Source organism: Bdellovibrio sp. HCB2-146, from assembly GCF_047345725.1.
GTDB lineage: Bacteria > Bdellovibrionota > Bdellovibrionia > Bdellovibrionales > Bdellovibrionaceae > Bdellovibrio.
On record NZ_JBLEQP010000002.1, the window covers coordinates 1,081,495 to 1,100,247 of the forward strand.

The following is an 18,753-nucleotide window of genomic DNA, read 5'->3' on the forward strand; positions in this document are numbered from 1 at the left end:
CTAGATTGGATGAAATAATGAGAAAACTATCAAACGAAGTCGTATTTTCACCTTCAGATCTAACGACATATTTTAAAAGTCCTTTTTCTTCGTGGATGGACCGATATGCATTGGAACTACCTAGTAAAGCACCAAACCCTCTAGAAGATGAAACTCTGAAACTACTTGCAAAAAAAGGGAATGAACACGAGCGCAAATACTTAGAAAAATTGAGATCTGAGTATGTGGATCTTGTGGAAATTCAACGAGATGCTGACTTTGAAATAAGCTATCAAAAAACGATCCAGGCGATGACTCAAGGTGCCTCAATTATTTTCCAAGGAGCATTAAAGCTTGGTGCGTTCCAGGGATATTCGGACTTCTTAGTAAAAAAAACAGGAGCATCTAAACTTGGTGATTACCATTATGAAGTTTGGGATACGAAACTCTCTCGTCATGTAAAACCTGAATATTCACTTCAGCTTTGCGCATATTCCGAGATGATATTTTCAATTCAAGGTATTTGGCCAAAAAACTTCTCCGTTGTATTAGGCGACCTCACTATCGAGGAGCTACAGGTAGAGGATTTTCGCCACTACTACATTAGAATAAAAAACAAATTTCTTGAATTTCAAAAATCCTTTGTCCCTGAAAAACCTCCTATCCCGCAGTCAGCTGAACAATTTGGAAAGTGGGAAGAAGAGGCTGAAAAAGTTCTCCGCAAGAAAGATCATCTCTCATTTGTAGCAGGAATTAATATCAGTCAGATAAAGAAATTAGAGCAAGCCGGTATTTCCACGCTGACTGCACTATCTGCTGCAACCAATTGCCCAAATGAAATTCAAAGAAATATTTTTAATAAATTGAAGCTACAGGCACAGCTACAATTATCCACCAAGGAAAAAGGGACCACTCAGTTTCAGGTCACTAAATACCCATCTGACGAATCATTCGGACTTGCGCGCTTACCACAACCGAATATCGGCGATGTTTTTTTTGACATGGAAGGATACCCACTTCTTGACGGTGGCCTTGAATATTTATTCGGCGCTACATACATGGATAAAGGCAAAGTTGCCTTTATTGATTGGTGGGCCTTGAGCAATGATCAAGAGAAATTAGCTTTTGAAGGTTGGGTCGATTGGGTAACTGCCCGATGGAAAAAGCATCCTGGAATGCATATCTATCATTACGCTGCCTACGAGGTCACTGCCATGAAGAGGCTCATGGGAAAATACATGACCAGGGAACACGAGATTGATCAACTGCTTCGTCATGGAGTTTTCATCGATTTATATCGCATTGTAAAAGAAGGATTAACTGTAGGTGAAGAAAGCTACTCGATTAAAAAACTAGAAGGACTTTACAACTTCAAACGAAAAGGCGATGTAAAGAAAGCCACAGACTCTGTTATTCAATTTGCAATATGGTTAGAATCGCCGGATGGCAATACCTGGCAGAACTCACCTATTCTAAAAGAGATTCGTGACTATAACGAAGAAGACTGTATCTCAACTTTCGAACTCTTTAAATGGTTGAGTGAACAACAAAAGCAAAACAGAATTTCATATGTGCATGCAACAATAACAGCCGATCCCACAAACACAGAAACACCCCCTCCAGAAAATGAATTGTTCGCACTACGAATGCTTACAAATCTACCACCTGATCCTGAAAAAGCCGCCATTCAAAAACTCTTAGCGGGTTTAATAGGTTATCACAGAAGAGAGGCAAAACCGCAATGGTGGTCATACTTCGAAAGACTGAATAGTCCCGTTGACGATCTGGAAGATGATCTCGAGTGCCTGGCCAATTGCAAAATTAAACGCATTGATGCGAAAACGGTAACAGTTTCCTTTGATCCTCAGCAAGAAACAAAACTCAAAAAAGGATCCAAGGTTGATGACTTTTCCAATCGAAAAACTTTTGAAATACAGAGTTTAGATATCGCCACTGGCACGGCAATACTTTCAGGAAAGCCTGACATTCTTGATCCTCACTCTAAAGTCACCTTTATTGCGACCAAGCCAATTTCAACAGAGGTAATGGAAAATGCGATCTTAGGAGTCGCAAAACAGTACTACAACGAACCAAAGTTAGAAACCCTTCGCCCATGCCTAAGAACTTTTTTGAATCGGGAACTACCGAAAATATCAGGGCATCAGTCTGGATACGAAATAGCTTTCGACCCGGATAAGATAGAAACAGTATTCGCATATGCTGAGAATCTGAACCAGAGTACCTTGGCTATACAAGGTCCTCCAGGAACAGGAAAGACGTATACTGCAAGTCATCTTATCGCCTATTTACTCACGAAAGGAAAAAGAATTGGAATTGTCAGTAACGGACACAAGGCGATCAATCAACTAATGGAAAAAACGGTAGGAGTCTTGCGCAAGCAGAAGCGGAACAATAACTATGCATTTACTAAAGTGGGTGGCCCATCAGATCCTTCTCATAAGGACATCGGGATACAATATTTCAAAAGTGCCAATGACTTTTGGAAATCAGGAAAACCATATAACTTAGTCGGAGGAACTTCTTGGTTTTTCGCAGCAGAAAGTTCCGCGAATCACTTCGATTATTTATTTATCGAAGAGGCTGGTCAGTTTTCACTCGCTAACTGTGTGGCTTGTTCGATATCGACGCATAACCTAATTCTTCTAGGCGACCAAATGCAGCTTGAACAACCAATACAAGGCACGCATCCCGAAGACATCGCCGAGAGCGCTTTAGGCTATTACCTCAGGGGGCATGCAACCATCCCTCCAAATATGGGAATTTTTCTGGGAGTTTCACGCCGAATGCATCCGGACGTGTGCAAATTCATCTCCGACTCTGTCTATGAATCACGTTTATTCTCACATGAGAGTGCTGCCGTTAATCTAATCAAAGCAAGCCCTCCCCCGTTGAAAGAGTCTGGAATTGTATTTATTCCAGTTGAACACGAAGGCAACACTCAAGGTAGTATCGAAGAAGCCACAGCGATCACAAACTGCATAAATATGCTAAAAAATACGATGGTCGAAACCAATGACTCTGCAGCAAAGCCCTTTAATGTCGAATCGTGCCTATTCATTTCTCCATTTAATATGCAAGTAGGTATTCTTAGAAGCCGCCTGGGAGAGTTTGCAAAAATTGGGTCAGTAGATCTCTTTCAAGGTCAAGAAGCTCCAGTTGTTTTTATCTCGATGTGCTCGAGCAACGGAGACCTCTCACCAAGAGGACTTGAATTTCTTTTGAATAAAAACAGGTTAAATGTTGCGATCTCAAGAGCAAAGAGCTTAGCAATAATCGTCGGAAGCAGCGCTCTTGCTGATTCAAGGGCGAACACAATCGACAAAGTCAGACTTCTGAACTTATTCTGTAAAATCATATCTGAGCAGAGCTAAAAAATGTCAAAATTTATCCCAGGAGTCGACGTGTCAGCCCTAATCGATTTTTTTCAATGCGTTCTTGGATACGCAAAAGAATATCAAACGCTAATCGCCTCCGCAGTTGCTGCAGTTATCGCTTGGCGTTTCAATTCAAACAAAATCAAATTAGATACAGAATCATTCAAACGTGACCTTTTTCTCAAATACAATGAAAAATATGACTCCCTCAACGACAAGCTCGAGGATTTGGCTTTTATGGAGTTTGAGATCCAACGTGACCATCAAATAGACTACGGAAAATCCTTGGAAATGATCTGGTCTGAGCTATTCGAAGAAGAACCAACAAAAAATCCGGATTTTATTAATTCAATTTATGACTACATAAATTTATGCTCTGAAGAATACTATTGGTATAAAAAGGCCCTCATCGACGAAGACGTATGGAGGTGCTGGAAAAAGGGTATGCAAAACTGGTATCGCCATTCTTTTTTTGTGAGGAGGATCGTGGACCGCGAAGTAAAAAATGGAGCATCCTACTACAACTCAGACTTTCTGTCGTTATTCAAAAGTAACGAAGACGACCTATAGCTTTGTACACCCATTCGGGCGGAACAATGTCCAGCTTACTCTCACACAAGATCGAGGACGCTCTTCCCATAAGTGCGTAATTGCCCGTCAGTTAAAACACTCACATGTACAGACTCATTCGCTATCCGGCCCCTCAGCAGCAGGGCCTTCCGCAGGTGCATTTGTTTGCTCTGCATCGCTATCATCATCACCCTCTGCAGAATCATCCGGCGGAAGCTCACGCTTAACATCTTTCACTTGCGGAGCAAGCGCTGAAGGCGTTTTCGCCAAAACCGCATTGCAACTGCCTTTATCTCTAAAGAAGTGCACCCACATCTCGGCGCCACCCTTTACCGACATCTCAGAAGTTTGCAACTCTGATCCCATGTAAGCGCCCGTTTTAGAAAACTCACCAAGCTTCTTCATCTTTGGAAGTTTGCGAACTCCGTCACACTCCCCTTGAGATGCTTTTCCACCTTCAGCGATAAAGCTGTAAGCTTTCATTGGTTTTTTCTTTTTCGCTAAAGCGAAAGAACCCACCATCGGTTGAAGAAGTAAAATGCTTGTAAGGACCATTGTTGTTTTGAATTTGATGTTCGACATATACAAAAATGCTAACAGGAAAGGTCTCGGCAAAGAAATCGAAAGTAGTTGATGCGGGAAGTAAAAAAATAAATTCTTACTGCGGAACGTTTCCAGAAATCGCCGAGACCGGCACCACGACAGATCCTGATATTGGCGTCACAAAGCTCATCAGCTCAGGATCTGCGATTGCGACTTGTGAATCTAAGCGCACGTAATAAGTCACCTCAATCACGTCAGCGACCGTACACGTCGCTGACGGCGCAAGATCCACCGTTGGACTTGGCGGCCCTGCTGGCAATGATGGTGGCGCACATTGCGCTTTAAAAGAAGTTGAAACCAAAAGCGGACAGCCTGGGCCCGCCACCGTACAAGGAGCACCAAAAGTATCAATACGCATGGGTGTTGAACTTCCTAAGGGAGCTGAGATCGGGAGCGCACCTAAAACCGCGCCGGTAGGTGATCTTTGAATCAATGGTGAATACAGAGTAAATGGAATCTCCACTCCCGTCGTACAACTGTTAATCGGATTTCCCCCGGCACAAGCTAAGAGCTGCGGATTAATCGCGGCACCATTTGCAGAAGCGCGCATACTTACACGCAACGAAGCCGGCATCCCGGCTAGATCGCGAACACCGGCGAGAATTCGATTTTTCGTGTTGTTACTACGGTTGATATTGGAATGCTTACTTAAAACCGACGAATAAGTTAAAACCATAAATACAAAAACAGAAATCAATGCCAATGAGATCATGACTTCAATGAGAGTAAATCCACTCTGTGTTTTAGCTGCCTTAAAAGTCTTCAATTGCAAACCCCAGTTCCAGCGACCAAGGCCGATACCTGAGTGAAAGAAGAGCCCCCGATGGTTTTAAATAAACTTCCTTGCGATAAAGTCGCGGGATTTTGTTGAACAGTAAAGCTGACCGCGAAAAATTCTACAGGAACCCCCACACAGGTTGCCGGAGGCGTTGGATCCGCAGAAGGCAATACCGGTTTGCACTGAGGCACAAAATTCACTGTGACTCTGATTGCGCAACTATCGGCGTTCTGATCGCAAGGCATTCCTGCATAATCATAAAAAGTGCTAATCGGTTTATCAGGTAGAGCGTCATCATAGAGTGACAGCGGATAAGATTGAGCACTCGTACATCCGCTGCCCTTCCCGCAAACACAATTTAAAAAAGCCTCGTTCTCGGGTTTTGTCAGAGATAAGCGCAGGTTTTTCATCCGCCCTGCACTTTGACGGAACTGAGTTGCCAATTGATCGCGAGTGGTCGCAAGTTTACTGTGCTGAATATTTTTAAGAGTTTCTTGAGTTAAAGAAAATATACCCAAGGACACCAGCCCCACAAGGCCGAGAGCGATCGCGATTTCAATGACTGTATGTCCTTGGTTTGAATAAATTTGCTTCATGTCAGTAAGTCAAAGGTGCGCACGTCGAGCATGTCGGCATCAACGAGATCTCCACAGGTGGAGGTGTCGGAGATGGCGCTGGTGGTGGAGTTGACGCCGCTGTTGTTGTTGCCGGTGTTTCAGAAGTTGATGATGATGAGCTTAAAGCTTTGGTGACGATACTTTGTGTTTTGTCGACATCTCCTCCGCCGCTGACAATAATCCAACCCGTTCCATATGGATTGGAGATAACTGAAACGATTGTTAAGATTTTATCTGCCGTTGTTTTATCCTGGATGCCAGCTTCTGCCATATACTCAGCATAGGGGTCTTGAATATGACTAACAGCTTCGGAAATTTTTTGAACTTTCTCGGCATCTGAATAGTGCCCGCCGGTGATAATGCCCGCCGCAACACTTGGATTAGAAACTCCTTCAACGGCTTTGGCCATACTGTCAGCTACTGCTTTATCCGAGATCTGTTGTTCGGCGATGGCATACATTACTTGCGGAACTTTGACATCGGCCACGGCTGCGGCAACGGCTGCTAAGAGTTCCGGCGTCCAGGTTTTCTTTGCCCAATAGAGTTCTCGCGCCAAAATCAAGTTGGTGATTCCAGAGTCTGCAACAAGTCGGATCCAAGCAGGATCAGCATGACCAGCCCTTGCTGCGAATTCTAATTTACTTAAATCATTCACACCACTTTGCTGAAAGGCTAAAGCCATCTCTTCGATATCTTTTTGATCTTTCATGCCAAGGGCCTTCAAAGCAGAAATAATAGAATCCAGACTGAGTGTCGTAGAAGTTTGTAAAAGTGAGATCGTCACGTTGTTCGCAGAAGACCCAGGTCTTGGCGGAAGAATATCTATGACTGAAACCTCCGGAGCTGAAAGATCAATCTGCGCCATTGGCACACTTCCCATTTTTTGCGAAGCCGAACCTGCAAGAGTTGTTGCTTTAATAAGATAGTTCACGGTGATGGTGTCCGCTGTTGCACATGAAGAAGCACCAGCTGCGCAAGTCGCGACAAAGCTTGTTCTGACTTCAAAGAAAGCGCAGTTCGGATCAATTGTTCCTGTACTATTCGGAAGACAAAGATTTCCTTTATTGTCGTAAAACGCCGATTCAGATTCTGCGAGATCATCGGCTATGCCGGGACCTGAGATTCTTCTTAGAGTTGCACTGCCCGATCCACTGTCGGAATAAATTGGATAATAAAGCGCAATAGGTGTTTTCTCACCGGCCTTACATGGAGTGGTGCCACTGCCAAAAACGCAGTTACGAAGTTCTGGATTTACCGTAACAGGCAGTCCTTTATACATGCTACTCCGGAATGTAGCGGCCATTGAAGAATAAGATTTAATACGCGACTCAAGCGAGTCACGCGCACTTAAGATTCGAGAGTTTTTAATGCCGCTGTTCACTGCCAGAGAATCCGAATAACTAATTTGGAAAGCAGCCACTGATGCAGCGATCAAACACAAAACACCAAGAATGGTATTACCCTGGTTATTTTTCGGCCCCTGAAAACTTCCTTGGGGCAATGTCACAGTACGCACAAAAGCCTCCTGGTCGTATATAACTTATCGGAGGTGAACGTGAGAGTCCGTAGGGTTCAAAATCTCAGAAGGTGACGTTCGGTGAATGAAATTGATACCGAACGCTCGCGAATAAATGGGAGTCGAAAAATTGATTCATCAAATGAATCTAAACCAATTTCGCCAAATTTTTCGAGACGTTGCACAAATGCAGCAGAGAAGTTTGTAATATTAAAAATCAGAAAGTCTCTTCAACATCAGCTACGAAATAAATCCGCATCGAACAAAAAGCAGAAATTGCGCTCTTATACTATCTAATATATAGTTGCTATATATAGGAAATTATATGGGCACATCTCGTAACGAACAAACCTTCTTTGACGAAAAAATTGAAGCCATGGTGGGAAAAATCAAAAAGAAACCGCTCTTTGACGAGAGCTGCATCTTTAGCCTTGGTGCTCGCCTGCTTGGTGACAAGTGGACTATTATTATTTTGGTTGTTCTGATGGAAGGAAAAAAGCGTTACAGTGAAATCCAACGACAAGTTCCGACGATCTCTCCTAAAATGCTCGCACAAACTCTTAAAAAGTTAGAAGAGCTAGAGCTCATTAAGCGGGAGGTATTTCCGGAAATACCTCCCCGAGTTGAATACGAACTAACGGCCTTTGGTAAAAGCGTTCGCCCTGCCATCACTGTTCTTTGCGAATGGTCCGTTGACCATGAAACAAAGATCAGAAAAATGGCAAAGAAGATCTAATTAAAGCGTCGCCGTTGCGCCCTTATAATTATTGTTCTCACCTAAAGCCGTGAGTGCCACGAGTGGATCCCAGAAATCTTTATAGCGCGTGATTTTTGCGTCTTCCGTATAGACCACTGAGATATAGGTTTGGTTATAAGGTCGGCCTGTGGTGAGCATTTGCCCTTTTGCCGTAAACTCCGCAATAACCAGTGTTGGATCTTCGGTGCGGTGAAATACAGGTTTTGAAAATTCAACTTTGAGGGTTTCTGGAAAATGGCGCATGTATTCACGAATCATCGCCTTGCCTTCAACCTTATCTGGATAGACTGGGAGTTTGAATGGAAACTCCAAGACTCCATTTTCGGCCCAAAGATTCACCCACTCTTCGACTCGACCGCTTGAGAGATAATCTAAATGGTTTTGAAATGTTTGCTGTGCCTTTGCTCTTACTTCTTCATGCTTATTCATTGCTTGTTCCTTTCTACTAGAGTGCAACTATCCATAAGATAGTATAAAAAAGAACTTCCCGGAAGATCGCACTATTTTGTAAGAGACTTACCAAAAGGATACCTATGGAATAGTTTTGAGATGGCGAATTTTAAGGCGGATCACACGACAAGCTCATGGTGGAAAGTCCTCATCCGCCAAGCTTTCTATACGCCCGACAATCGCAATCAAACGAAATCTTAGTTCCTGCTTTTACTTTTCGTTTACCGGTATTTTTGCATGTTGGGCTTGCTCCATCCACCATCGTCACTGTGGCATCCTCTGCAAGAGTGCCCCAATTCAAATGGTCATAATTTAATCTAAATGCTCCGGATATCGTCACAACTGCTTTATCCATAAGTCGGACTTTTGAGGGATATTTCGTCACAAGATCTTTGTGCGTCTCCATAGGCCGACCCGTCCACTCAATAACTGTTCCTGAAGGAAGATATTGGGTTTCGTCCTTCCCTGGAATTTCTATCGATTCAGCCAAAGTTCCATATTTAAAATTCTCAGGTGCTCGCACCAGGCCCAATGTTATCGTACTGAATTGAAACTTTATTTTGTTGATTTCAATTTGGCAGGGTTTACCGCCAAAATTTAGCACTGTCGGGTTTGTTGAAAGACTTCCGCTCACCTCGCAAGTAAAGTCTTGATTGACGTACTGGAAAGGTTGAACTTCGTCATAATATTCAGAGCCCGCCTTCAAAGAATAGCTCTTCGCCATGAACTGATGATTATTATGCTCAAAGCTCTCGAGATTTTTAAATTGGACATAGTCGCGAGCTTTCCCTGTTTCATCGTAATATCGACTTGCCCTCAAATCAAAAGCTACAATACTTCGCCACATACCTTTTAAAAAAATCTGATTGTCGGGAGCCTGATTGGGATCAAGCTTGCAAGTCAGAAGTCTGCTTTTAGAAAAATCAAATATCGTGTAATCACCTTTCTCAAGACGGACCACACTAACAGGTGTCCCCGGCAAACAAGTCACATTAGCCTCTGCATTTGAAAAAACAAATGGTGCCGAGTCGACGAATGACTGCACGGGAGATAAATCCATTGTTTCGTAAGAGACGTATGTCGATGGCAAACCCACCTCAGCACCCGGCATACGGTACAAAAGCTGACCTTGATGATCTATAACACTCGCGACTCGATAAGAATCCTCAATTCTTAGTGCCGGTGTTTTGGTAAGACAGAGATCCAGAAGTATGACTGTCGGACCATTGACCTTTTTATATCCGCAATAGGTGTACATGCCCTCTAAACGCGCAAAAGGAGCCAATACCACGACATCACCGGAATACAAGATTTGCTCTCGGTAGGTATGAATGCCTATGGTATCAAGAAGGTAGGGAAAATTCGAATTGGTGTTCCGGTTCCTTTGATTGGTCCATTCTTTCGGGATACCTACACCCAGTCGTTTTGTAAACGCGCGAGTCGCGCGGGCATCCGAGTGACCGCCATAGATATTTTCGCTGTAAACGATTTCATGCAAAATCAATCCAGCCTTTTGATTTTCATCCAGACGATTCCAAAGATTTTCATTCACTGTATATAGCGGAACACCCGTGGGTTTTTGCTGAATCGCGATCTGTTGCAACGAGCAACCTTTTGGCATCACCACGTTGAGATCATCTGGAAGATTCGGCAATTCATAGCGCACAAAAGTGATGCGACTCATGAAATGGTTCAACTCATCAAGATATCTTTCCATGCGGATCGGTGACACGTTTTGCAACGTACGAATCGCAGCCGCAGCTTTATCGTGCGCCGAACCCGGTGTTGACTCTACGACCAACGGCTTTAAGTTCTCAAAAAGTTCGAGCTCATAAAAATCAAGCAACTGAATTTCAGGACGAGACGGCACTCCCGAACATAAGATGACATCGCCGCCGTTGCCGGCACCACTGCCGCCAATAGTAAGAGCCCACGAATGCGTCGCTGCAAGAATAATCGAGATCGATAGAATCCAATTAGTTAGTGCCAATGGCCAGCTCCTAAAATTCTCGCAAAGACAAAACATTGCGGCCCCACCTTCACGTGAGTGATTTGTTGTCGATCATTCTTGACCAATGAAATGCAACCCGGTTTTCCAAACAGGATCTTAAACTCTGTAATATAGGAGAAAGGGTCTGCGCTATAGGTATAGACGATTTCTTTATCGGATAGATTTACGAACTCATCTCCCAGTGGATAATAATTGTCTCTCTCGTCGCGGCAACTATAAGGTGCAAGTTTTGTGATTTTCCCATTGTCATCAACTTCAAGATATTCAAATTTTTTCGTCGACTTATTGATCGTGATGCCGGACTTGAAATGACCACTTGGATGAAACTCCACCAAAAGAGGACTGCGCTCCCCCTTCCTGCATTGATCGCCCAAATCGGGAACGATCCGATGGCTCGGCACTCTTGGGATTTCTAAATCGTTAAACACAGTCCCTTTTTGAAAAAGAACAAAGCGCACGACCGAGGTGCGAGTATCGCGACCAATATTAGATATAATTTCTGTGTTAGATTTTTCGTCTCTGAACGTGTTTGGACAGTAAGTTAGTTTTCCACTTTGACTATAGAAAACAACCATACGGCAAAGAACTTTCGCGCTAGGGTCTTTCAAATCTAGCGGCACCAACACCTCGCTTTTCTTGTAATTGAGATAGGCACTCGCAATCGCACCATCGGGCCAAAACGTCACTTTTCTGTCTACTGTTACACCCAATGACTGATTAAATTGCCCGTAATACGGACCGCACTGAGAAGGAATATTTTCTGACCAAAATTCGCACTCAATATAGTCAGTCCCTCGAAAGCTGATTCCCGGCTCCAAAACTAGCGAATTCCTCATACGGAGATGGTATTGTTTCAACGTGAGCGCTGGCGATGCATCATCAAGAAGAAACGCAGTCGCGATGAATATTTGATCTTGGTCTTGCCACCACTTCGAGCCCGCAATGAGCTGACTGATCAGCATGTCCACTGCGACTAACTTTGACCAGGCATCGTTACTCACGACCAATTTGTCGTTCATAGTCACAATAATAGGTACGACATCACAGCCGTTCATTGCTTTAGGAAGTCCCAAATTAATGGGATCAAACTCAATACCATCTCTAAATATTAACCTTGTGCGGGCTCTTTCCAGAGTCTTTTCGAAGTACTCTGCGTTTTGTCCGCTTTGCTGTTTGATTCGATTTTTATGAAATTCAGTTTCTTCCGCGAGTGTTGGGAAACGCGATTGAACACGACCTAACTTATCTATTTGTTGGCGGTCCGAAGATATCAAGTGCCTCTGACCTGGGCAGGACAATCCATACAGCTTCGCCTTAGGAACGCTTTGTGCTTCCGCTCTTAAGAGGACCATTGATGCAAGAATGAAAATACAAATCGGCAGCTTCATTGATTTTGCCTTTCAGTTTTTGTTAGCGGGAAAAGAGCGACTTCAAGATGATAAACAGCATCTTGAGGTTCGGGTCCTAACTGAGTCATTTCGTGATAAAGGTTTCTGACGAGTTCTTTGGCGATCGAAAGATTTTTTTGAGCGATCGTAAAAGTCATTCCTGATATCTCACGCTTTTCAACATGAACATCGCGCAGACTTGTCGCAGCCAATGACAGCATGGTTTCGTGAAACTGTTTAAGAGCTTCATCAGGCACGTCGGTTTGACTCATAATTTTATCTGTATACTTGATGTCGTTTTTTTCATCGCGTGCAAGCAGGCCTAAGTTTTCTAAAGTCTCTGTTGCTTGCTGAACGGATTTCAGAGGCACTGCTGGACGTAATTGTTTTTGAATCCATGCCGGGTCTTCTTGAAATCCTGGCAGGTCAGCAAGCTCGCGGATGGCGTAGTGATGCCACTGCGATACGACTTCGAAGTGTTCCCGGGAAATGCTGCGGAATTGTTGCTTCGGGTTGCTTCGTTCAAGTCGTTTTAAAATTTCTTCGCGAGTCTTGGTATCATCGACATCGCATTTTTCTAAAAGCACGAGATCGCGAAAGTACGCACTCTCTTTGGCGTTTAATTTTAAATCCGAGATCAGGACTTCTGTAAGCTTGGGGCTGGGATTGCGCTGCCCCTTTAAAATCATCACAAGTGCGGAGTTCCCACTCAATCCCAACCGCGCAGCCCACGCGCCTAAGCTGAATCCCTTATTCAGGGTTCTGCGTTCGTTAAATCTGGCGGTCAAAAAACTTCGATAATTTGGATGATCGAAAATATGAACCTTAGATATCTTTTGCATGAGGGATCGTTTATTGGAAGCCGGAGTAAGATGCAATTGAATCGCTCACAAAATTACATTTTTCGCTCACAAAGTGTGAGTGGCCGTTCGCCGCTTACGGTCGTTGCTTTGCGTTAAAACTAGGCTTAAGATGCATGCATGGTCGCTTGCCCTTTATGCCTTAAACAAACCAGCCAATTAAGTTCAGAGAGCTCTGTTTGCCCTGAATGCGAAAAGCGCTTTGCCCGAGAGGCCGCGTTTGCTGAGGTATTTTTTGAACAGCGGAAATATTTTAAATCGCACCGCGAGCTTAAATACCAAGAAGAAACTTTATCAATTGAAGTGCACTCAAATCTAGGGAAAGCAGGTCTGTTGTACTACGCAACCGGCCTCATACTAAAAAGCCATCTGGAAAATCAGAACGAAGAAGAAACTCTTTTAGGAAGTGCTTTTGAAAGAATCGCCAAGGATTACTGCGCACGCCTGCTTGAAGACGAGGAATATCAATTCATCGCGATCAAGCATGAAGAGCCTTATCCGGCTCCCCCATCACGAATGAGGATTCAAAATCTCAACGCCGTTTCTGTTGATGCTTTTGATTATAGTATCATCCTCATCACCGATAAAAATCGACTCACACCCGAGTCGCCGTTTTATAAGCTTGTCAGCAATCCCGAATTAATTGTGTTAGTTGAAACCGATCCGCAAGAAAACGTTGTGAAAAAAGCTGCCATCTATGGGCGAAGTGCAGACACTTATTTGCCTTAAAAGCACGGAGCCGAGATCTTCAGGAAAACTACGCCAATCCATTGGCGTAGAGTTGGGGACTTTAGTGTTCCAAGCGTAAATTAAAAACTCCAAATGGCACGTAGTCTTTGTGCAAGAAACGATCGTTGGCATAAACCGTCTTCATAGCGCGGACGAGAATTTCGTAGTCTGCGGTGCGAGCTCGCGTTTTGCGAAGCTCCATTGTTAATCGATGGAAGTAGCCTCGACTCACCCCACGAATTTTCTCTCTATAAATCACCCGACCTGAAGAGTCTTTAATAAAAACCTGGAAGTCGTCGTAAACGACTGTGACACGATCGCCATCCATCGTTTCGTATTCTTCACGGTACGGATCCGAATCGATCATCCACGTGTTGTTACGGCAAGTAACCAGATGAATTCCGACACCGACGAAAAAATTTCTTTCGTCTTCACCATCGTGCGATTTTTGAATCAGAATGAATTTCTGTCCAGGCACTCCTGTATAGGGAATACCGCGTTCACAATGCACGACGGAACCATCGAGGCTCTTGACAACGGTGGCGCGAAATCCCTCCCTTGGTGGCAGATCCTCTGGCGGGACTTCAGGTAACCCACTGGCAAGCACAGAATTTTGAAATGTAAAAAGCGAAAGAGTCACAAGTAAAAAGACAATTTTTTTCATTCATTCTCCCTTTTTGCGCGTGAACTAACTTGTCCACGCCAAGAAAACAAATGACGAATTACCCATGTATTTGTGTAAAAGATAATGTTCCCTGTGAAAACGGGAAGTATCGAATAGATATTTTCGTTTGTTATTGTCGAGCCTGCTTCAACCACAAAGTTTTGCATCACAGGCGGAACAAAGAAAAAATATTAGAGCTCGCTAATCGCGATATTGAAATCGTGTTCGGAAATCGCTTCGATACCTTCATCTTCAAGAAGATCCTGCATTTCGACCTGCGCATCCAAAAGCTGGTTCACGTTGTCGCTGACAAAGCCCGTGCGGAAGATAATTTTCTTTTTAGAACTTTCAACCCCAATGACAGCTACAGCGCCGTCCATTCCGGTAATGAAAACGCCACCAAGGACTTCAGCTGATTGGTTCAGTTCTTTAAGGTGGTTTTTAATAAGCTTTACGGCTTCAGTTTTGATAGATGGCATGGCTACGTCGCTTTCGTGATTCGGGCAAAAAAAAACCCGGGTTCCCCCAGGCTTTAAAAATTGGTAGTGAGAGGCGGACTTGAACCGCCGACCTACGGATTATGATTCCGTTGCTCTAACCAGCTGAGCTACCCCACCAACCGAACGCAATCTCCCGTGCACTTAGAAGAATACACGAGCGACGCGAGCTGCAATTTTTAAGTCCTCATACGTTATATGTCAATACTGGGCTTTGCGTTAAAGTGCTTTTTCTATCTTATTGAGTAATTGCTCGCCTTTAGTCTTGACCCCGAAGCGATCTCACAATGCAATAACAGACGACGTAAGAAAAACTCATGGAGGGGGAAAACTTATGAGAAAACTATTCGTGGCAGCATTGATGCCTGCCCTGATCGTTGGCTGTTCTGATGCCAATAAACAACACCAACAGCAACCAACCAGCTTCTTCGGCGGACTTTTTGATCGTTTTGAAGTCCCAGCGATCCAAATCTTGAACCTGGAAGGTCAAGCGATTGCCAATGCCCAAGTCCTTATCGGCGATGCTTTGAACTCCCCGTTTGCTGGAAATTTCCTAACAACTGACGAAAACGGCCAAATCGCATTGCCAGCGGGTTGGACAACACCTGCAAACATCACGGTGCAAGCCCCTGGTTATTTGCGCGTAACTTATATGAATCAAGAACCGAGCTCTTTGACGATCAAACTTCGTGCGGCAACAACTCGCGCGCAATTTGAAATCAAAGGTGTCGCTCGCGAACTTCCAGTTGAAGACAAAGACGGTTACATCGATTTCGGCTTGGTGATGCCAGCGTTCTCGAAAATGGATCTTTTGGCGTTTAATATTACAAACGTTATCAGCCCGCAAGTCGACCGCATCAGCGTTTACGGTCAAAACGTGGATATCCCAGCTAACATTTCGCTTCCTAAACAGAGCGAAAAATATGGTCTATTCACTGTGACTTTGGAAAAACCTTCATACCGCATTTACGCTGGTCAACAAGGTATCCAACGCGTGTTCGCGGCTCGCGGTCGTTTTGCTTTCAAAGGTGTTTTGGAAGATCTTAAAAACGGGAAAGAGTTCTATGACGTGATTAACGATATCCGCATCAATGGCGGTGGTATCCGTGATATCGACGTGCGCACAGGCTCAACAAAGTTGGACGTTCCAACTCGTGAATTGAATTTCAACGAGAAAAAAGAAGTAAACGCTCCCACTCACCGCTCCGATGAAATCTTTATGGCTGTCGGCGTATCAAACCAATCTGGTTACTTGATCCCAACAGATGTGAAGAAAATCGAATCTGGTAAAAAATTGAACGTGAATGCACTGCCTGGTTCTGATCAATTGCTTTTGGGCGTTTTGATGAAGGAATCAGAAATGAAAGGCGAAAAAGCAGGCGGTCGTATGAGTGCGGCTCTTTCTCCATTCACAGCAGGCATTTCTCCAAAAATGCTTCCTTTGATTGCAGATCCGTCGCTGCAAAACGGCGAACTTTTGTTCCCGAAATTCAACACAGTTGAAGGCGTAAATCCAATTGCGACTTACACGGTGCTTTCAAAAGAAGAAGAAGTTCAGCAAGGAAGCGCGAAAGTAAAACTGATGAATCCTCAGTGGGAAATCTATGCTTCGGACTGGCAAGAGCGTATGGCAATTCCAAAATGGCCAAACGAAGCTCCAGTAAGCGGTAAAAAACGTTGGGAAGTTTCCTTTATCGGGTCCCAAACTGCTTCACAAGTGGGACTGGGTCCTGCTATAATTGAAGCCGCAACACATGTCACACACAGTTCGCTTTCTTTCTAAAAAAGTTCTCTTAGTTTCTGTGATCATCACGGGCTGCACCTTATTGGGTTGCAGCCTTTTTGATAAAAAGCCCTCAGCGCACGCACAAATGTCGCAAATTAATAAACAACGCGTATTCTTTGCCGGCTATGACAACGTCTGGCGTGCAGCTCATGCGGTGATCAAATACCCGATCGCGCAAGAAAACCAAGATACCGGCATTATTGAAACTGAATATATCAAAGGCATTGATGGCTGGTTGCCACCCAATGTCGATCGCGCCCCTTCAAGTGGGATTCGCTATAAGTTGATTTTGAACTTTGCCAAAGGAAAAACTGAGGGCCGAGAATCAACCCGCGTTTCTATTGAAAAGAAAACTGAAATCCTGCGCGATTTTTTCTCGGAACCTGAAACGATTGATACAGATGGACTCGAAGAGAAAATTATCTTTTATAGAATCGAGCGCGAACTCATTATCCAAGACGCGCTTAAAAGAGCTGCTAACTAATTAAGCGACTTATCTTTCTTGATATAGTCTTTCCACAGCCCGACAAGAGCGGATTGCTGCATTTTACCTTCACCCAATTTTACGCCGGTGAGTTTCTCAAGACCTTTCACAGCCGGCAATTGAACACGGGCATCTTTATCCGTTAAAAGATCGGCAAAGATCTTAAGCTCATGGTCAAAAGGCTTTTGCGCCAGAACTTCCACGATTTGGTGACGAATCCAAAGGCTTTGCGTGCCTTTGTAGTTATATTTTTGATTGAGCTCATCCCATAAAAGATCGCGGGTTTCAGGAGTCAGGTTTTTATCCATCACACTCACCGCTGCAGAACGAACCACCAAGGCTTTATCTTTTAGAAGCTTTGTTGCAAGTTTTTGCGCTTCCGTGCCACTGACTTCATTTAAAGCAATCAGGGCTGCGTTTCGCATGTACCACAGCTTGTGATCACCGGCTTTTAAAAGATCAGGAATTGATTTTTTCTGACCCGCCTCAGCCGCAGCCATCAAAGCGCGCCAACGCATGCTCATCGGTTGCTCTTCATTAAAAGCAATTTCCAAAAAGCGATTGTAGTACTTGTCACCTTGAGTTTCTAAAACCAGGCGACGATTTTCTGCAGGTAAATTCAGAATGTCAGAAGCAGATGTTAAAGTACTGGATGAAGGTTGTGGAGTGGCCGCTAGTACATTCAAAGAAACACTTAAAAGAATCCCCGAAACTAAAACGACCTTCTTCATATTAACTCTTCTTTGCTACGAAGTTTTCAAACTCATCCATCAATTTGGAAGCATCATCGCCATTATCTTGCGCCTCGGCGGTACCGTCACCTGCTTTTTGTGCAGCCTTTTCGAGTGTCTTATTTTGTTGTCCCTCGACAGCGGCAGCGAACTCTTTCATCAACTCATCATCAATCAGGTCAGCGCCGACCGAAGGTTCTGCTGGGGCTGCTTCGGCAACCGGAACTTCTGGAGCCGGCTCAGGTGGTGGAGGTGCTGCTGGTTGCGGAGCGGGAGCAGCTGGTGCCGCCGGTGCTGCGGCAGCTCCGGCTTTGACATTATCAAGTTCTTTACGCAGCTCTTCGTTTTCTTCGCGATAACGAGAAAGGTCCGCGATATCTTCACTGATAATTTCGTACTCTGCCAAACGGGCTTCAAGATCACGGATTTTTCCAGAGAGGTCTTCTTTTTCTTGCGCGCTCATGCCGGCTTCCGCAGGAGCTCCCCCGCCCGCAGCGGCTGCTTGTGCGGCTTTTTCTTCGGCTTCTTTGACTTTGCCTTGAAGGGTTTCAGCTTTTTTGCGGCTTTCTGCTAAGGCTTGTTTTAATTGTGCGACTTCAGCAGTCAGTTCAGCACTGGCTTCACCGCTACCGCCTTCGCCTTTATCCATGCTGTCTAAATCAACATCAACCCCAAGATCGACACTGGCCGCGCGCGCTTTGCCACCGCCTGTGACATTTTGATTTTCCAAAATCTTTTGCAGAGTTTTTTCGAGTTGAACTGCATCAAGTCCGCCACCTAGCTCAGCCGAAGAACCCCCGGACTCTTTTTTTCCAAAGAATCCACGGTATGCTACATATAATGAGAGGAGAATAATAAGGGCGACAAGGCCCTCGATTATCACGGTATTGTGCTGACTCCAAAAGGAGAGAAATTTATCTATCGTCACAATACAAATT

At 44.3% G+C, this 18,753-nt stretch carries 18 protein-coding genes and 1 tRNA gene; 6 read left to right on the plus strand and 13 right to left on the minus strand.

Translation table 11 applies throughout. The features are described from left to right. The first annotated feature begins 17 nt into the window (after nucleotides 1-17). Both ACLWOR_RS16115 and ACLWOR_RS16120 read left to right on the plus strand, forming a co-directional pair. Nucleotides 18-3,371 (plus strand): TM0106 family RecB-like putative nuclease, encoded by a 3,354-nt coding sequence (locus ACLWOR_RS16115; RefSeq protein WP_413941822.1) that lies wholly within the window; start codon nucleotides 18-20, stop codon nucleotides 3,369-3,371. A 30-nt stretch (nucleotides 3,372-3,401) separates the two neighbouring features. Further along, complete coding sequence (locus ACLWOR_RS16120; protein WP_413941824.1) at nucleotides 3,402-3,944, plus strand: hypothetical protein; 543 nt, start codon at nucleotides 3,402-3,404, stop codon at nucleotides 3,942-3,944. Between the two features lie 114 nt (nucleotides 3,945-4,058). On the opposite strand, the gene ACLWOR_RS16125 is transcribed toward ACLWOR_RS16120, so the two are convergent. The 4 genes from ACLWOR_RS16125 to ACLWOR_RS16140 all read right to left on the minus strand — a co-directional run bounded on the left by ACLWOR_RS16125 (nucleotide 4,059) and on the right by ACLWOR_RS16140 (nucleotide 7,458). After that, nucleotides 4,059-4,526, minus strand: coding sequence for a hypothetical protein (locus tag ACLWOR_RS16125; RefSeq protein WP_413941825.1), 468 nt, complete (start codon nucleotides 4,524-4,526; stop codon nucleotides 4,059-4,061). A gap of 76 nt (nucleotides 4,527-4,602) precedes the next feature. Beyond that, nucleotides 4,603-5,313, minus strand: coding sequence for a type IV pilus modification PilV family protein (locus tag ACLWOR_RS16130; RefSeq protein ID WP_413941826.1), 711 nt, complete (start codon nucleotides 5,311-5,313; stop codon nucleotides 4,603-4,605). Continuing rightward, the gene (locus ACLWOR_RS16135) at nucleotides 5,310-5,921 is read right to left on the minus strand and encodes a Tfp pilus assembly protein FimT/FimU (protein WP_413941827.1); all 612 of its coding nucleotides are present in this window, start codon (nucleotides 5,919-5,921) and stop codon (nucleotides 5,310-5,312) included. Before ACLWOR_RS16135 ends, ACLWOR_RS16130 begins: the two co-directional genes overlap by 4 nt. A gap of 1 nt (nucleotide 5,922) precedes the next feature. After that, a complete protein-coding gene (locus ACLWOR_RS16140; protein WP_413941828.1) occupies nucleotides 5,923-7,458 on the minus strand; it encodes a hypothetical protein in 1,536 nt (511 codons plus the stop codon). 325 nt (nucleotides 7,459-7,783) lie between these two features. Here ACLWOR_RS16140 and ACLWOR_RS16145 point away from each other — a divergent pair, with 325 nt between their 5' ends. Next, nucleotides 7,784-8,194, plus strand: a complete 411-nt coding sequence (locus ACLWOR_RS16145) for a winged helix-turn-helix transcriptional regulator (RefSeq protein ID WP_413941829.1) — start codon at nucleotides 7,784-7,786, stop codon at nucleotides 8,192-8,194. On the opposite strand, the gene ACLWOR_RS16150 is transcribed toward ACLWOR_RS16145, so the two are convergent. The 4 genes from ACLWOR_RS16150 to ACLWOR_RS16165 form a co-directional block, all read right to left on the minus strand. Beyond that, nucleotides 8,195-8,644: a nuclear transport factor 2 family protein gene (locus tag ACLWOR_RS16150; protein ID WP_413941830.1), complete on the minus strand. Its 450-nt coding sequence runs from the start codon at nucleotides 8,642-8,644 to the stop codon at nucleotides 8,195-8,197. A gap of 169 nt (nucleotides 8,645-8,813) precedes the next feature. Then, entirely contained in the window at nucleotides 8,814-10,655 is a 1,842-nt protein-coding gene (locus ACLWOR_RS16155) for a hypothetical protein (RefSeq protein WP_413941831.1), read from the minus strand. Then, nucleotides 10,646-12,028: a hypothetical protein gene (locus tag ACLWOR_RS16160; RefSeq protein WP_413941832.1), complete on the minus strand. Its 1,383-nt coding sequence runs from the start codon at nucleotides 12,026-12,028 to the stop codon at nucleotides 10,646-10,648. The genes ACLWOR_RS16155 and ACLWOR_RS16160 overlap by 10 nt, the downstream gene beginning before the upstream one ends. A gap of 32 nt (nucleotides 12,029-12,060) precedes the next feature. Further along, nucleotides 12,061-12,906: a TIGR02147 family protein gene (locus ACLWOR_RS16165; protein ID WP_413941833.1), complete on the minus strand. Its 846-nt coding sequence runs from the start codon at nucleotides 12,904-12,906 to the stop codon at nucleotides 12,061-12,063. Between the two features lie 138 nt (nucleotides 12,907-13,044). Here ACLWOR_RS16165 and ACLWOR_RS16170 point away from each other — a divergent pair, with 138 nt between their 5' ends. Continuing rightward, on the plus strand, nucleotides 13,045-13,653 hold the full coding sequence (locus ACLWOR_RS16170) for a hypothetical protein (protein ID WP_413941834.1): 609 nt from the start codon (nucleotides 13,045-13,047) through the stop codon (nucleotides 13,651-13,653). A 61-nt stretch (nucleotides 13,654-13,714) separates the two neighbouring features. Here the strand turns inward: ACLWOR_RS16170 and ACLWOR_RS16175 are convergent, their stop codons facing one another. The 3 genes from ACLWOR_RS16175 to ACLWOR_RS16185 form a co-directional block, all read right to left on the minus strand. Beyond that, on the minus strand, nucleotides 13,715-14,317 hold the full coding sequence (locus ACLWOR_RS16175; RefSeq protein WP_413941835.1) for a hypothetical protein: 603 nt from the start codon (nucleotides 14,315-14,317) through the stop codon (nucleotides 13,715-13,717). 191 nt (nucleotides 14,318-14,508) lie between these two features. Next, nucleotides 14,509-14,796, minus strand: a complete 288-nt coding sequence (locus ACLWOR_RS16180) for a hypothetical protein (RefSeq protein ID WP_413941836.1) — start codon at nucleotides 14,794-14,796, stop codon at nucleotides 14,509-14,511. A gap of 61 nt (nucleotides 14,797-14,857) precedes the next feature. Beyond that, nucleotides 14,858-14,934 (minus strand) — tRNA-Met (locus tag ACLWOR_RS16185). 214 nt (nucleotides 14,935-15,148) lie between these two features. On the opposite strand from ACLWOR_RS16185, the gene ACLWOR_RS16190 reads away from it, so the two are divergent. Both ACLWOR_RS16190 and ACLWOR_RS16195 read left to right on the plus strand, forming a co-directional pair. Next, on the plus strand, nucleotides 15,149-16,597 hold the full coding sequence (locus ACLWOR_RS16190; protein ID WP_413941837.1) for a carboxypeptidase-like regulatory domain-containing protein: 1,449 nt from the start codon (nucleotides 15,149-15,151) through the stop codon (nucleotides 16,595-16,597). After that, nucleotides 16,569-17,084, plus strand: coding sequence for a hypothetical protein (locus ACLWOR_RS16195; RefSeq protein WP_413941838.1), 516 nt, complete (start codon nucleotides 16,569-16,571; stop codon nucleotides 17,082-17,084). Before ACLWOR_RS16190 ends, ACLWOR_RS16195 begins: the two co-directional genes overlap by 29 nt. Here the strand turns inward: ACLWOR_RS16195 and ACLWOR_RS16200 are convergent. Both ACLWOR_RS16200 and ACLWOR_RS16205 read right to left on the minus strand, forming a co-directional pair. Then, nucleotides 17,081-17,815 carry a HEAT repeat domain-containing protein gene (locus ACLWOR_RS16200; RefSeq protein ID WP_413941839.1) on the minus strand — a complete coding sequence of 245 codons (735 nt, stop codon included), beginning with the start codon at nucleotides 17,813-17,815 and terminating at the stop codon, nucleotides 17,081-17,083. The two genes, ACLWOR_RS16195 and ACLWOR_RS16200, sit on opposite strands and share 4 nt — an antisense overlap. 1 nt (nucleotide 17,816) lies before the next feature. Beyond that, nucleotides 17,817-18,743: a hypothetical protein gene (locus ACLWOR_RS16205; RefSeq protein ID WP_413941840.1), complete on the minus strand. Its 927-nt coding sequence runs from the start codon at nucleotides 18,741-18,743 to the stop codon at nucleotides 17,817-17,819. Between the last annotated feature and the right edge of the window lie 10 nt (nucleotides 18,744-18,753).